15 protein-coding genes and 1 tRNA gene are annotated in these 13774 nt (G+C 52.3%); 8 read left to right on the top strand and 8 right to left on the bottom strand.

Features of this window, described 5'->3' with window-relative positions:
• Positions 1-2 precede the first annotated feature (2 nt).
• The 3 genes from QE396_RS01545 to rsuA form a co-directional block, all read right to left on the bottom strand.
• On the bottom strand, positions 3-347 hold the full coding sequence (locus tag QE396_RS01545) for a YejG family protein (protein WP_014170936.1): 345 nt from the start codon (positions 345-347) through the stop codon (positions 3-5).
• A gap of 280 nt (positions 348-627) precedes the next feature.
• Entirely contained in the window at positions 628-1824 is a 1197-nt protein-coding gene (locus QE396_RS01540; RefSeq protein ID WP_014170937.1) for a Bcr/CflA family multidrug efflux MFS transporter, read from the bottom strand.
• Positions 1825-1839: 15 nt separating this feature from the next.
• On the bottom strand, positions 1840-2547 hold the full coding sequence (gene rsuA, locus QE396_RS01535; protein WP_014170938.1) for a 16S rRNA pseudouridine(516) synthase RsuA: 708 nt from the start codon (positions 2545-2547) through the stop codon (positions 1840-1842).
• Between the two features lie 151 nt (positions 2548-2698).
• Between rsuA and QE396_RS01530 the strand changes: the two genes are divergently transcribed.
• Complete coding sequence (locus tag QE396_RS01530; RefSeq protein ID WP_020883178.1) at positions 2699-4459, top strand: DEAD/DEAH box helicase; 1761 nt, start codon at positions 2699-2701, stop codon at positions 4457-4459.
• A 125-nt stretch (positions 4460-4584) separates the two neighbouring features.
• Positions 4585-4869 carry a 50S ribosomal protein L25 gene (gene rplY, locus QE396_RS01525; RefSeq protein WP_014170941.1) on the top strand — a complete coding sequence of 95 codons (285 nt, stop codon included), beginning with the start codon at positions 4585-4587 and terminating at the stop codon, positions 4867-4869.
• Positions 4870-4922: 53 nt separating this feature from the next.
• On the opposite strand, the gene yejK is transcribed toward rplY, so the two are convergent.
• Positions 4923-5930: a nucleoid-associated protein YejK gene (gene yejK / locus QE396_RS01520; protein ID WP_014170942.1), complete on the bottom strand. Its 1008-nt coding sequence runs from the start codon at positions 5928-5930 to the stop codon at positions 4923-4925.
• A 134-nt stretch (positions 5931-6064) separates the two neighbouring features.
• Here yejK and QE396_RS01515 point away from each other — a divergent pair, with 134 nt between their 5' ends.
• From QE396_RS01515 to QE396_RS01495, 5 genes are all read left to right on the top strand, one after another.
• Entirely contained in the window at positions 6065-6292 is a 228-nt protein-coding gene (locus QE396_RS01515; protein ID WP_001135586.1) for a YejL family protein, read from the top strand.
• Positions 6293-6311: 19 nt separating this feature from the next.
• On the top strand, positions 6312-8072 hold the full coding sequence (gene yejM, locus QE396_RS01510) for an LPS biosynthesis-modulating metalloenzyme YejM (protein WP_020883177.1): 1761 nt from the start codon (positions 6312-6314) through the stop codon (positions 8070-8072).
• A 72-nt stretch (positions 8073-8144) separates the two neighbouring features.
• Positions 8145-8221: transfer RNA gene (locus tag QE396_RS01505), tRNA-Pro, on the top strand.
• A gap of 186 nt (positions 8222-8407) precedes the next feature.
• Positions 8408-8647: a DinI family protein gene (locus QE396_RS01500; RefSeq protein ID WP_014170944.1), complete on the top strand. Its 240-nt coding sequence runs from the start codon at positions 8408-8410 to the stop codon at positions 8645-8647.
• 124 nt (positions 8648-8771) lie between these two features.
• Positions 8772-9098 carry an NIPSNAP family protein gene (locus QE396_RS01495; RefSeq protein WP_025203613.1) on the top strand — a complete coding sequence of 109 codons (327 nt, stop codon included), beginning with the start codon at positions 8772-8774 and terminating at the stop codon, positions 9096-9098.
• A 305-nt stretch (positions 9099-9403) separates the two neighbouring features.
• On the opposite strand, the gene QE396_RS01490 is transcribed toward QE396_RS01495, so the two are convergent.
• The 4 genes from QE396_RS01490 to QE396_RS01475 all read right to left on the bottom strand — a co-directional run bounded on the left by QE396_RS01490 (position 9404) and on the right by QE396_RS01475 (position 13039).
• A complete protein-coding gene (locus QE396_RS01490) occupies positions 9404-9754 on the bottom strand; it encodes a hypothetical protein (protein ID WP_228176546.1) in 351 nt (116 codons plus the stop codon).
• Between the two features lie 118 nt (positions 9755-9872).
• Complete coding sequence (locus QE396_RS01485) at positions 9873-10832, bottom strand: hypothetical protein (RefSeq protein ID WP_020883173.1); 960 nt, start codon at positions 10830-10832, stop codon at positions 9873-9875.
• Positions 10833-11454: 622 nt separating this feature from the next.
• Complete coding sequence (locus QE396_RS01480) at positions 11455-12642, bottom strand: MFS transporter (protein ID WP_020883172.1); 1188 nt, start codon at positions 12640-12642, stop codon at positions 11455-11457.
• A gap of 136 nt (positions 12643-12778) precedes the next feature.
• Positions 12779-13039, bottom strand: a complete 261-nt coding sequence (locus QE396_RS01475; RefSeq protein ID WP_010433451.1) for a DUF2534 family protein — start codon at positions 13037-13039, stop codon at positions 12779-12781.
• Positions 13040-13248: 209 nt separating this feature from the next.
• On the opposite strand from QE396_RS01475, the gene eco reads away from it, so the two are divergent.
• Complete coding sequence (gene eco, locus QE396_RS01470) at positions 13249-13752, top strand: serine protease inhibitor ecotin (protein WP_020883171.1); 504 nt, start codon at positions 13249-13251, stop codon at positions 13750-13752.
• Positions 13753-13774: the final 22 nt, after the last annotated feature.

The following is a 13774-nucleotide window of genomic DNA, read 5'->3' as shown; positions in this document are numbered from 1 at the left end:
GCTCAGAAAGGATACTGGCCCGAGAAAGGCTCAGCGATAGCCACACCAAAGTTTTTCAGACGGCAGGTCGCGGCAAATTCATCCTGGCTTTTCACGAACAGGCAGGGTTCACCTTCACACTCCAGTACGGAGCTGTCCACTTCAATATCCGTCAGGGCCTCGCTGAGACGCTCCATGACTCGCCATGCATTTTCGTCGCTCGGGCTCAGCAGCTTAAGTGCAACCAGACAATTCTCGCAACCCGCGACGCTTTGCGGAATCGGTTCAACTTTCGAACCTGCAAAACCCGCCGACCAGCGATAGCTCTGGGGCAAGCGATGGACTATGGAGAGTTGTAATGTATTCACGTTCGTTCCCCGGAAGCAAAATTTACTTCACAATTTATTTACATTTATAGTAACACATCATCGCCAGCCTGCACTATTCGGCGCTTTTTTATAGGTGTTCAGGCTCGCGTCGGCGCTATATGTACCCGTTTCTGCGATCTAACTCAACCTTTTTAAATACAATGATGTGACTTTTTACACAAATAGATTTTACATAAAAGAAACAAACACAGGGTAAACGAACGCAGCTTTGGTTGATGTGTGTCAACAAAAAAGGCCCTGACTGGGCCTTATTTGCGCGTTAGCTGGCCACCTTTCGCGGCCGACTGGCGTAGAGATAGAAAAGAATGGAGCTGGTTGCACAAAACGCCATCGCCCACAGCATCGGCCAGGCCGTATTAAACGTGGCCATCGACAGTAACGCCCCGACGATGGCGCCGATGCCAAAGCGGAATGTTCCGGCCAGCGACGAGGCGGTGCCTGCCATATGCGGGAATTCGTCGAGGATCACCGCCATCGCATTGGAGGAAACCATCGACACGCAGCCGACGAAGGCCGCAACCCCCACCACCAGCGCCCAGAAGCCCACGCCTGTAAAAGCACTCAGTACCAGCCAGATAGCCATCACAAACTGGATCCAAAGCCCGGCGCGGAACATGTTCAACGCCCCGACTCGGCGGACAAAGCGGCTGTTAATGATGGTCATAATGAACAGGAAGACGATGTTGAGCGCAAAGTAATAACCGAAGTGCTGCGGAGAAACATGGTTCAGTTCGATATAGACAAACGGCCCGGCACTCAGGAATGAGAACATCCCGGCGAAGCTGAAACCGCTCGCCAGCATATAGCTCAGCACGCGCTTATGGCGAAACAGTGAGGCGAAATTCCCCATTGTGGTTCGGATGTGGAACTTCTGTCGGCGCTCCGCGGGTAGCGTTTCATCAATAAAGAAGAAGATCATTGCCGAGGCCAGTAGCGCGGCAAGCGCCAGGATCCAGAAAATCACATGCCAGCTGAACCATACCAGTACCGCACCACCGGCCATAGGGGCCACCAGCGGTGCAATCGTCGTCACCAGCATCACAAACGACATCATCCGGGAGAACTCTTCTTTCGGGTAGATATCGCGCATCAGGGCATTGATCACCACGCTTGCCGCTGCCGCCGCCAGACCGTGGAAAAAGCGCATGACAATCAGTTGATCGATGGTTTGCGCCTGCGCACAGGCCACCGCTGCCCCTGCAAAAATCAGGGTCCCGCCAAGAATAACGGGCTTGCGGCCAAAGCTGTCCGCCATCGGGCCATAAAACAGCTGACCGAGGGCAAAACCGAGAATATAGGTGCTGAGCGTCATCTGCGCGCTGCCTGCCGGTACGCCAAACTGCGCGGAAATAACCGGCAGCGCAGGCAGATACATATCAATAGACAGCGGCATCAGCATGGCCAGCAGGCCAAGAATGAAGACGATTTTGAACGACGAGTGTGGCCTGGTGGTCACAGAGTTCTCCTGAAATTAATGCGAAGGCAGACCAACGCTGGCGATCTCTTCTTCCGTCAACGGGCGATATTCGCCGGGCGCCAGCTCAGGATCGAGTTCAATTGCGCCAATACGTTCACGATGCAGACCGACAACGTGGTTACCCACCGCGGCAAACATACGCTTCACCTGATGGTAGCGCCCTTCACTGATGGTCAGACGAACCTCGGTAGGCGCGATCACTTCAAGCACGGCAGGCCGGGTCAGATCTTTTTCATTATGCAACTGAACGCCGTTGGCAAATTGTTCTGCCGTGTCATCCGCGACCGGAGACTCCAGCGTCACCCGATACGTCTTCTCGCAGTGATGACGGGGAGACGTGATACGGTGCGACCACTGCCCGTCGTCGGTCATCAGCACCAGCCCGGTGGTGTCGATATCGAGACGGCCAGCGGCATGCAGCTTGTGCGCGACCGGTTCGTCGAGGAAATAAAGCACCGTTGGATGATCCGGATCGTCCGTAGAACAGACATAGCCTTCCGGCTTATTGAGCATGAAATAGCGCGGCCCGTGCTGTTGGGTCAGCGGGTTGCCGTCATATTCAACCTGATGGTCAGGCTGGAGTTTGAATGCAGTGTCTTTCACAATGTCGCCATCCACGGTAACGCGGCTGGCGCGAATTTCACGCCCGGCAATAGCGCGGCTTACGCCGAGTTGCTGAGCGATAAACTTATCAAGTCGCATGAAATCTTTTTAGCCTTAATGGTGCTGGAAGTCGGACAACAGGTCCGAAAAAGAAGCAGTCTGGAATGGCTCAGTATAATGGTCTGGTTGCGCCACTCAAGGGAAAAAGTTTCGTGGCATACTATATGCGAAATAACTAAACCGAGACCCCATGACTTTTACACTTCGTCCTTATCAGCAGGAAGCCGTTGACGCCACTCTCGCCTGGTTTCGTAAACACCAGGCACCGGCGGCCATTGTGCTTCCGACCGGTGCTGGCAAAAGCCTGGTGATCGCCGAACTGGCGCGTCTGGCACGCGGACGCGTGCTGGTGCTGGCCCACGTCAAAGAGCTGGTGGCGCAGAACCATGCCAAGTATTGCGCGCTCGGGCTGGAAGCTGACATTTTCGCTGCCGGGCTAAAGCGCAAAGAGAGCCACGGCAAAGTGGTCTTTGGCAGCGTACAGTCGGTGGCCCGCAACCTTGATCTGTTTCGCAGTGAATTTTCGCTGCTGATTGTCGACGAGTGTCACCGCATCAGCGATGACGACGACAGCCAGTATCAGCAAATCCTCACTCACCTGAAAGAGGTGAACCCGCACCTTCGCCTGCTTGGCCTGACGGCGACCCCGTTTCGCCTGGGTAAAGGCTGGATCTATCGCTACCATTATCACGGCATGGTGCGCGGCGATGAGAAAGCGCTGTTCAGCGACTGTATCTATGAACTTCCTTTGCGCTACATGATCAAGCATGGCTACCTGACGCCGCCCGAGCGGCTGGACATGCCGGTGGTGCAGTACGATTTCAGCCGGTTACAGGCGCAGAGCAACGGGTTATTCAGCGAAGCGGAGCTGAACCAGGAGCTGAAAAAGCAAAAGCGCATTACCCCGCATATCATTAGCCAGATAGAAGAGTTCGCCGCGACGCGCAAAGGGGTCATGATCTTTGCCGCCACCGTGGAGCATGCGCGAGAAATTACCGGGCTGTTGCCCGCCGAGGACGCGGCCTTAATCACCGGCGAGACGCCCGGGCCGGAGCGCGACCGCCTGATCGACGCCTTCAAAGCGCAACAATTCCGCTATCTGGTGAACGTGTCGGTGTTAACCACCGGGTTTGATGCCCCGCATGTCGATCTGATTGCCATTTTACGTCCGACCGAATCGGTCAGTCTTTATCAGCAGATTGTGGGGCGCGGCCTGCGCCTGGCGCCCGGGAAAACCGACTGTCTTATTCTGGATTACGCCGGAAACCCGCACGATCTCTACTCTCCGGAAGTCGGCACGCCAAAAGGCAAAAGCGACAACGTCCCCGTTCAGGTCTTTTGCCCTGCCTGTGGTTTTGCCAACACCTTCTGGGGTAAAACCACCGCAGACGGCACGCTGATTGAACATTTTGGCCGCCGCTGTCAGGGCTGGTTTGAAGATGACGAAGGACATCGCGAACAGTGCGATTTCCGTTTCCGCTTTAAAAACTGCCCGCAGTGCAATGCGGAAAACGATATTGCCGCCCGTCGCTGTCGCGAATGCGATACGGTTCTGGTCGATCCTGATGACATGCTAAAAGCAGCGCTGAAGTTAAAAGATGCGCTGGTGCTACGCTGTTCCGGTATGGCACTGCAACCCGGCGCGGATGACAAAGGCGAGTGGCTGAAAATCACCTATTACGATGAAGACGGCGCAGACGTCAGCGAGCGCTTCAGGGTACATACGCCTGCCCAGCGTATGGCCTTCGAACAACTCTTTATTCGCCCACACACCCGTACGCCCGGTGTACCGCTGCGCTGGATTACCGTGGCCGATATCGTGCGCCAGCAGGTGTTACTGCGCCACCCGGATTTTGTTGTGGCTCGTATGAAAGGACAGTTCTGGCAGGTTCGGGAAAAGGTGTTTGATTACGAAGGCCGTTTTCGTCGCGCCAACGAATTGCGCGGTTAAGGGGACTTTTCATTGATGTGATGGGCATTTGAGTATAAAATGCCGCCCGCTTCATATCCGTGAAGCAGAACACTCACCTGCTGCTGGGTCGCCTGTAGTAGGGTTTAAAATACAGAGAGAAATCAATGTTTACTATCGAAGCAGAAGTACGTAACGTGCAGGGTAAGGGTGCGAGCCGCCGCCTGCGTAACGCTAACAAGTTCCCGGCTATCGTTTACGGTGGCGAAGCTGCTCCAGTTGCAATCGAACTGGATCACGACAAAGTGTGGAACCTGCAGAACAAACCTGAATTCTACAGCGAAGTTCTGACCATCGTTGTTGGCGGTAAAGAAGAAAAAGTGAAAGTTCAGGCTGTTCAGCGTCACGCGTTCAAGCCAAAAGTCACTCACATCGACTTCGTTCGCGCGTAATCGCAAACACGTCGAAAAAAAGCCCCGCTTCTGCGGGGCTTTTTTTATGCCTGTTATTTCCCGCCAGAGGTGCGGCGCTGAAGCTGATCGCGCAGGTTCGGCGGCGTGCCTTTAATGGTCAGCGTATCGGTGGCCGGATCCCAGAAGATGCGTTCACCCAACAGCATGGCATCAAAGTTGATGGTCAACCCACCGCCGCTACCGGCAAATTTAGTGAGCTGTCGCAGCGTACTGCGATCCGCCGGGAAGCTCTCTTCGAGCTCATAGCCTTTATCAGCAGTAAATTCCTGGAAGCTGACTTCACTGACGCCCGCCAGCTCTTTTGACAGCGACTCCAGCTCAATCTCTTCTCCCGCCTGCAGCTGTTCGTTGCAGTAACTGTACACCTGCTGGCGCACGGTCTGACGCTCAGATTTATCGAGCTGCGCTTCGGCGGTAAAGTCGTCAACCGCCTGCAGCAGCCCTTTGTTCTGCGCTTTGGCGTTAAGACCTTCGCTGGCGCCGAGGAAGTCCATAAAGAAATCAGCCACTTTACGGCCGACGCGGCCTTTCAGGAAGGTCAGGTAGCGGGTCGATTCCGGGTTCGTTTCCCACTCGGTTAAATCGATACGCGCCACGATATCCGCATGGTTGATATCAAGATAATGGGTAGAGCTGATATCCAGCTGCTCATTCACGCGCATGCTGCTTAAATTGTTCAGCACGGTGACCAGCAGATACTCTACTGCCAGGTAACGATAGTGACAGAACAGGACGATACCGCCGTCTGCGAACGGGTATTTTGCCAGTTCGTCACGCAGACGTCCGGTGGCGGCGCGGCTAAACGCCAGGAAATCCTCTTCGCCCTGACGCTGCAGACGAAGACTATCAGCCAGTTCGCTCTCTTCGCTGAACAGACCATAGGCTTTATTTTTAGCACTGTAGACGCGGTGCAACTCCGCCATCATTTCCACAACGGTCGCCGTGGGTTCCAGTAACGAATCGCGAAGCACCACTTCAAGGGTTTGCTCATCACGCTTGATAAGCTGGTGCAAGGCAATCTGGTTGATTTCCAGACTCATGATAAACTCTCCTTTTAGACCGGGCGGTATTCAACCACCACCAGGTCATGTGTGCAACAACAGATAAAAAAGGGGAAAAAAAGCTGTCGCTACGGTAATATGTTGCCCTTTCATCAACAAACTGATTTTGATTTATGCCACAACATTCCCGCTACAGTGATGAACACGTTGAACAACTGCTCAGTGAGCTGGTCAACGTACTGGAAAAACATAAAACGCCGACCGATCTCTCCCTGATGGTTTTGGGAAATATGGTCACCAACCTTATCAATACCAGCGTTGCTCCGGCTCAGCGTCAGGCGATCGCCAAATCTTTCGCCCAGGCGTTACAGTCCTCCGTCAGCGACGACCAGGCCCATTAAGGGAAACGAACAACAGTTTATGGTGACGAATCGTCAGCGCTACCGTGAAAAAGTCTCCCAGATGGTCAGTTGGGGACACTGGTTTGCCCTGTTCAACATTCTGTTAGCGACGGTCATTGGCTGTCGTTATCTGTTTGTCGCAGACTGGCCGACAACGCTAACCGGGCGTATTTACTCCTGGATGAGCGTTGTGGGTCACTTTAGCTTTTTGGTTTTCGCCACCTATCTGCTGATCCTGTTCCCCCTGACGTTTATCGTCATGTCGCAGCGGCTCATGCGTTTCTTGTCCGCTATCCTCGCGACGGCGGGGATAACGCTGCTGCTTATCGACAGCGAAGTCTTTACCCGTTTTCACCTGCATCTCAACCCCATCGTCTGGGAACTGGTGATCAACCCGGATCAAAACGAAACGGCCCGTGACTGGCAGCTGATGTTTATCAGCGTTCCGGTGATCCTGCTTATTGAGATGCTGTTTGCCACCTGGAGCTGGCAAAAACTGCGCAGCCTGACCCGGCGCCGCCATTACGCGAAGCCCGTTGCGACGCTCTTTTTCGTCTCCTTTATTAGCTCGCACATCATGTATATCTGGGCGGATGCGAACTTCTATCGCCCTATTACCATGCAGCGCGCTAACCTGCCGCTCTCTTATCCGATGACGGCCCGCCGTTTCCTCGAAAAACACGGCCTGCTGGATGCGCAGGAGTATCAGCGCCGTCTGGTCGAACAGGGTAATCCGGAAGCGGTCAGCGTTCAGTATCCGCTGAGCGAACTACGCTATCGCGATATGGGCCGCGGGCAAAACGTCCTGTTAATCACCGTCGATGGCCTGAATTATTCACGTTACGAGAAGCAGATGCCTGCTCTGGCTGATTTCGCCAGTAAGAACGTGACGTTTACACAGCATATGAGTTCCGGTAACTCGACCGACGCGGGTATCTTTGGTCTGTTCTACGGCATTTCAGCCGGATACATGGATGGCGTGCTGTCCGCCCGTATTCCTGCGGCACTGATCACCGGGCTTAATCAGCAGGGTTATCAGTTAGGGCTATTCTCATCGGATGGCTTTAACAGCGCGCTCTATCGCCAGGCGCTGCTGTCAGACTTCTCACTGCCGGCGGCACAGAGCCAGACAGATGAACAGACCGCCAGTCAGTGGATAAGCTGGCTGCAACGCTACGCCCAGGAAGATAACCGCTGGTTCTCGTGGGTTGCCTTAAACGGCACCAACCTTGAGGACACGAATCAGAAAAGCTTTGCGCGCCGCTATAGCCGCGCTGCCGGTGATGTGGATGCACAAATCGGCCGCGTGCTCGACGCGTTGCGCGAGTCTGGCAAGCTGGATAACACCGTCGTGATCGTCACGGCCGGTCATGGTATCCCGTTGGGTGACGAGACGAAGAGCATGGAGTGGTCGCGTCCAAATCTGCATGTTCCGCTGGTGATCCACTGGCCGGGAACGCCGGCGCAGCGCATTAATATGCTGACTGAACATAAAGATGTGATGACGACCCTGATGCAACGTCTGCTGCACGTCAGCACGCCAGCAAACGAATATTCACAGGGGCAGGATCTCTTCAGTGCCACCCGCCGCCATAACTGGGTGACGGCTGCCGGAGAGAGCACGCTGGTGGTGACTACGCCAGCGCTGACGCTGGTGCTGAACAACAATGGGAAGTATCAGACGTATAATCTGCAGGGTGAGCGGTTGAAAGACCAAAAACCGCAGCTGAGCCTGCTGCTGCAGGTTCTGACGGATGAGAAGCGCTTTATCGCTAACTGATTAATTATAAACCAGTTAGCAACAGATTCCCTTGCATTCAAAACGGAATCGAGTAGTATTCTTTTTATGCGTCGGCACGTAGCGCAGCCTGGTAGCGCACCGTCATGGGGTGTCGGGGGTCGGAGGTTCAAATCCTCTCGTGCCGACCAAAAATACTCTTTAAAACCAGCCAGCTATGGCTGGTTTTTTTATTGCTTAATTTCTGATGGGAATCATTACCTGTAGTTTCAGCACCAACGGTCAACACCCCCCCTTAAAACACTCCGCCACGCTTGACGCTGTATATTTTTACAGTAAAAATACCTCCCCCCACTTGAAGTTATTACGGAGGTTTTATGTTTGTTGAATTGGTTTACGATAAGCGAAATGTTCAGGGCCTGGATGGAGCCAGAGAAATTATATTGGCCGAGCTTACGAAGCGAGTGCATAACATCTTCCCTGATGCTGAAGTGAAGGTTAAGCCTATGCAGGCTAACGGACTCAATAGCGATGCCAGCAAAAGCGATCGTGAAAAGTTGAACCGCATGCTGGAGGATATGTTTGAAGAGTCTGATATGTGGCTTACAAATGAATAAATTTCGTTGAAGCCCTCATATCGAATGTACTGGCGCGGACTTTAGCTGATAATTTTCCTTTGTGTAACACAATAACATTGGACAATCGACTTAGTGCGATACACCAACGTCTGGAGCAGTGATGATGAAAACAGTCGAGATACTGCAATACAATTTACACAAAGGCACCGGAGCATTTTTTCATAACGTCATGGCAGAAATTAGCGTTCCCCTACATCAACGCCACGGCATCGATGTGGTGTCGTTTGGTCACTCTCTGCACGATCTTGATTGCTACTATCTCATTCGAGCCTTTGAAAGTATTGAAAATATGAATACGGTGCTTAATTCTTTCTACGCGAGTGCAGACTGGCGCTGCGGGCCTCGTGAGTCCATCATTGACTGCATCGAAACAAGCATTAAGACAGTAATTGATCTGCCACGAGTAAGTGTGGATGGGCTACGAGTGTAAGTCCAAATCTGTTACGTCGCGATTGAGCGTTTACTGCCATATTAGGTTTGGTTCGGTGTATTGAGACAGCCAAAACGAGTCTGAGCTGATACATATCTAACCCTACCCTGCTCCCCATTGATTAACACACCGCGATGTTTGTAATGTCTTCATAAGCCACATGAGGACATCCCCAAGAAGCGTTTTTCCGACCAACATAATCTTGAAAACCAACCCTTCCGGGTTGTTTTTGTATTTCTGCAAAGGGAATTTCGTGTCATGTAACTCACTGGAAAAAAAGGGGCCCGTTTAGGCCCCCTGATGCGTTACTGTTTCACTTTGGCCTTTTCCTCATTGATGACGTTTAGCGCTGCTGCGGTGCAATCACCCTGAGCGATCCTGAGCGTGCCCGCCTGTTGGCGTTGCTCCAACAATGCGGAAAGCGTGTTGTAAACTTTCGTTTCGTGGTGGGCCTGTGCATAGCCCAACGCCTCGCAGATTTGAAAATCTGACATTGCCGCAACACGTTTACCATTTCCCCCCATGAAAGGCCGGGTGCTTAATGCATCCGTTTCGGGTTGAGAAGCAATGCTACATGCTGTTGTAGTCACCGCTGCCAGAATGATGAATGTCCACTGAGCCTTTTTCATCAGTAACGCTTTTTTTAAGGGTTTCACTTAAAATACTTCCCAAACTCGACATGTTGTCGCCTGATTTCTTTCAGGCTTGCCACTATTCCAGCCATACACCAGCCACTGACAACCCCCAAAAACCACCCCATCAAGAGATTGACTATCACCAGTGACCCACGTTTCTGGAGCCAGACTGAGCGCTACCACCACCAATATGATTGCCACCGCCTAAGCCGTGGGCGCTGTTGCTGTTGGCTGCATTGTTGCTGCCGTTCCCCGTTCCATGCTCATGTCGTGAGTTATTACGGTTATGATCGCTTCCCTGACGCTGAGAGACGATCAACGCGTCTACATGCGGAACTGCGATTTGCACATTCGGATCGACTTTGGCGATCTCCCCTGCGGTGGTGGTAGTGGTGACACCGTTAACCGTGATATTCACAGGCGTCCCCGGCTTCATACTGGACACAGCAACGTTAATCGAGCCCGTGTCTTTTGTTATGGCAACACTTGTAACGTTATCAGGTGCTTTCGTGGTGGCTGGAGTATGAGTAAGCGAGGGCGCAGTAACCGCCGTGCCAGCGGGTAAGGCTGGACCTGTTGTCGCTTGCTGCATAGACACCACTGCGGCGCGGTAAGTTGTGCCTGTGATTTGTGGCGCAGCCACTGCAGACGTTTTGGTGGCGTCAGGGGTGTTAACGGCAGTTCCTGCAGGTAAGGCTGGCCCTGTTGTGACTTGCTGCATTGAAATCACAGCGTTCCGGTAAGTCATGCCCGTAATGTGTGGCGTTTTCTGCTGCAGGGGTTGCGGCGTTCTTTGTGTTACAGGTCGCGGCGCATCGGGAGCCGTTTCAGTTGCCTGTACTGCATTAATACGATCGCCTGCAGTGCGTAAGCTGTTTTCGATGTCCCCTAAACGGGCCATATTTTCAGGTGAACGGTCGGCATTGTAAGCCTTTAGTGCAGCCTGCTTATCCTCCATGGCCTGATTGGCTTCATTACGAATCGACTGAATAGCAGTGGCTTTTTCATCCATGGTCATGAAATTAGAAGCGAAGGCGTTCACACTTCCGCATGAAAGCGCAATTATTACGGATAAAGAAATGATAGAATGGCGGTTCATTACAATAATTACCTTTAATTTATGTTAAGGGAAAACAGAAACAACAATTAACTACCCCGGCACATGTCGGGGACTTTTTTCAACAAACGAAACAAGCACTTCAAACCGCGCATAATAACGACTGTAAACGATTACACTTTTGATATTTATCAATATCCCTAATTCAAATCGTAGAAATAACAATCAACTCAACCCCTACATTTCCCTGTTAATTCGTTTCAAAACATCTCTATTGTTTTCGCAACCAATCATTTTTTTAGTGGATAACACTAAGATGGTGAATTTTTCCGGCTCATTACCCTGAATAAAAAAGTGAAATAATGTTTCAGTGCACGTGCATTGACGTAACGAAAGCATCCCTCACCCTGGATAAAGCGCCCTGTCCCTGCATAGCTGGTGTGGCCCCAAGCCAGACACCGTCAGCAATGCAGAGAGGAATACATGCCCGGATTTCACGCGATAAGAGGTGTGATAATTGAATAACATGGCGGTATAGCGGGGGTCTAATTACAGAGGCAGGAATTTATTGCAATTGATGACAGGGCTGGTTGAATCAACATGAATGCTGTCCAGCCCTGATTCGTACGACTAAAAAAAGAAAAGCATTTTAATGACCGTATTCTTACCGCACTTCGGCAGGCGTTTTACGCAGATAAAGCAGCGTCAGCAAACAAATCACCGCGCCGGCATAAAAGGTATATTCTGCGCCCCACAGTTCCCAGATAGCGCCGGCACCTACGCTGGCCATCAGTAACCCGACCCCGCTGACCATACTGAAAAGACCAAACGCCGTACCGCGCAAATCCGCTGGCGCAGTTTTGGCCACCATCGCGGCCAACAGTCCCTGAGTCATCCCCATATGCATGCCCCAGAGCGCAACGCCAATAATAATACCGGTCCAGTGGGTACTCAGGGCCAGAACGACATCAGCGGCAATCAATACGACTAGCCCCCACTGCAGAAGCCGGGTATGGCTCATACCATCAGAGAGTTTGCCAAACGGATAGGCCGAGAAAGAATAGATCACGTTCATCACCACCATCACCAGCGGGATTAAGGCCAGGGGAACGCCAGACTGTTGCGCACGGAGGACAAGAAAAGCCTCGCTAAAACGTGCCAGTGTGAATACCGCCCCCAGGCCAATGACCCACCAGCACGATTTTCCCAGCCGCGTTAAATTCTCTCTTTTGATGGGATTAGTGCGTTTATGTTCGACAGGGGTTTTCGGCTCCTTCAGGCCGAAATACAGCAGCGCAACCGAAAGAAAGCCGGGGATCAGGGCTATCCAGAAAACCGCGCGAAAATCATTGTGTAGCAGCAGCATTAACCCCACGGCCAGTAGTGGCCCCAGAAATGCGCCGGTGGTATCCATAGACTGACGCAGGCCATATGCCGCCCCACGCAGTTCCGGCGGGGTGATATCTGCGACCAGTGCATCCCGTGGAGCACCGCGGATCCCCTTCCCCGCACGATCCATCAGGCGCGCGCCTAAAACCATCCCCGAAGAGGATGCGAGGGCGAAAAAGGGTTTGCTCAGCGCACCGAGGCCATACCCGAGTAGCGCCAGCCCTTTACGCTTGCCAAGATAGTCGCTAATCGCCCCCGAAAAGACTTTGATAAAGAGAGCGGTAGCCTCCGCGAGTCCTTCAATCAGGCCGATAACCAACACGCTCGTTCCAAGCGTAGTCACCATAAACAGCGGAAGCAGGCTGTGAATACTCTCTGACGAGATGTCCATCAACATACTGACGCCACCCACTACCCAGACCCCACGAGGGATCCGGCTGAGTACCGTAAATCTGGAAAGCATCTGTAACTCCTGCTCTGAAAACAGTGGCCTGACTGCTTACAGAATAGGATACGACGGATTAAAAAACCTGAGGAAGAACAACGAGCCAATAAAAAAGCCAGCGCTCAGGCTGGCTTTTTTATCGCAGGAAAGGCGTTTAATGTTTATCACGCCCACCCAGGAAGAAAATACCCAGCGGAATGGCAAGCAGCACGGTGAACACCAGGCTATAAACAAAGATCATCGCTGATTGCAGGACATACATGCTGGTCGTCCAGGCAGAGAGAGGAATGTTGTATTGTTCAATAACGCCAACAATGGTTGCCCGCCCAACGCACGCGGCAGCAATCATAAACACAACCAGTAGCGCCAACAGGAACTTGCGGCCTTCAGGTGTTTTCAGTTTTGCACGTACCATCTCTCTCTTCCCTTCACAGATGAATAACATTATGTGGCGCTTAAAATAACACGATCTGCCGCCAGACTCCAATGCAGTACAAACAACCACTCATTGCGCATGAATAGAGTTTTATACGCTGCCAATATTGAAAATGTAAGTAAATTACACTAACCATTCACGAACATTATGTTAACCTGTGCCTGATAGTTTGACATAAAGGAATGACTGTGAAAAAAGCACCTAAATTTGCCATTGCCCTGATTGCCGCCGCATGCGTTAGCACCAGCGCTTTCGCCAGCGACACCCCTAAAGCGCAGCCTCTGGAAAAAGTAGCGCCTTATCCGCAAGCGGAAAAAGGGATGAAGCGTCAGGTCATTCAGTTACCCGCTCAGCAGGATGAAGCGAATTTCAAAGTGGAACTGTTAATTGGCCAGACGCTGGAAGTGGACTGCAACCAGCACCGTCTGGGCGGTCAGCTGGAAAGCAAAACCCTGGAAGGTTGGGGCTACGACTATTACGTCTTTGATAAAGTGACGTCTCCGGTTTCGACCATGATGGCCTGCCAGGATGGCAAGAAAGAGAAGAAATTTGTTACCGCGTATCTGGGTGACAACAGTCTGCTGCGCTATAACAGCAAGCTGCCAATCGTCGTTTATACGCCTGCAAACGTGGAAGTGAAATATCGCGTGTGGAAGGCGGAAGAAGAGACGGGCACCGCAGAAGTCCGTTAAGGATAAGCCGTGTGGCGATTTC

Origin of the sequence: Enterobacter sp. SORGH_AS_0287, assembly GCF_031453695.1 — a bacterium.
GTDB classification, from domain to species: domain Bacteria; phylum Pseudomonadota; class Gammaproteobacteria; order Enterobacterales; family Enterobacteriaceae; genus Enterobacter; species Enterobacter ludwigii.
The sequence above is the reverse complement of the archived record's forward strand: the minus strand, read 5'-3'. Positions and strand labels throughout refer to the sequence as shown.

Excerpts from the sequence above, each read along its gene's own strand:
- rsuA (WP_014170938.1), bottom strand. The coding sequence starts at position 2,547 with ATGCGACTTGATAAGTTTATCGCTCAGCAACTCGGCGTAAGCCGCGCT.
- QE396_RS01530 (WP_020883178.1), top strand. The coding sequence starts at position 2,699 with ATGACTTTTACACTTCGTCCTTATCAGCAGGAAGCCGTTGACGCCACT.
- rplY (WP_014170941.1), top strand. The coding sequence starts at position 4,585 with ATGTTTACTATCGAAGCAGAAGTACGTAACGTGCAGGGTAAGGGTGCG.
- yejK (WP_014170942.1), bottom strand. The coding sequence starts at position 5,930 with ATGAGTCTGGAAATCAACCAGATTGCCTTGCACCAGCTTATCAAGCGT.
- QE396_RS01515 (WP_001135586.1), top strand. The coding sequence starts at position 6,065 with ATGCCACAACATTCCCGCTACAGTGATGAACACGTTGAACAACTGCTC.
- yejM (WP_020883177.1), top strand. The coding sequence starts at position 6,312 with ATGGTGACGAATCGTCAGCGCTACCGTGAAAAAGTCTCCCAGATGGTC.
- QE396_RS01500 (WP_014170944.1), top strand. The coding sequence starts at position 8,408 with ATGTTTGTTGAATTGGTTTACGATAAGCGAAATGTTCAGGGCCTGGAT.
- QE396_RS01495 (WP_025203613.1), top strand. The coding sequence starts at position 8,772 with ATGAAAACAGTCGAGATACTGCAATACAATTTACACAAAGGCACCGGA.
- QE396_RS01485 (WP_020883173.1), bottom strand. The coding sequence starts at position 10,832 with ATGAACCGCCATTCTATCATTTCTTTATCCGTAATAATTGCGCTTTCA.
- QE396_RS01480 (WP_020883172.1), bottom strand. The coding sequence starts at position 12,642 with ATGCTTTCCAGATTTACGGTACTCAGCCGGATCCCTCGTGGGGTCTGG.
- QE396_RS01475 (WP_010433451.1), bottom strand. The coding sequence starts at position 13,039 with ATGGTACGTGCAAAACTGAAAACACCTGAAGGCCGCAAGTTCCTGTTG.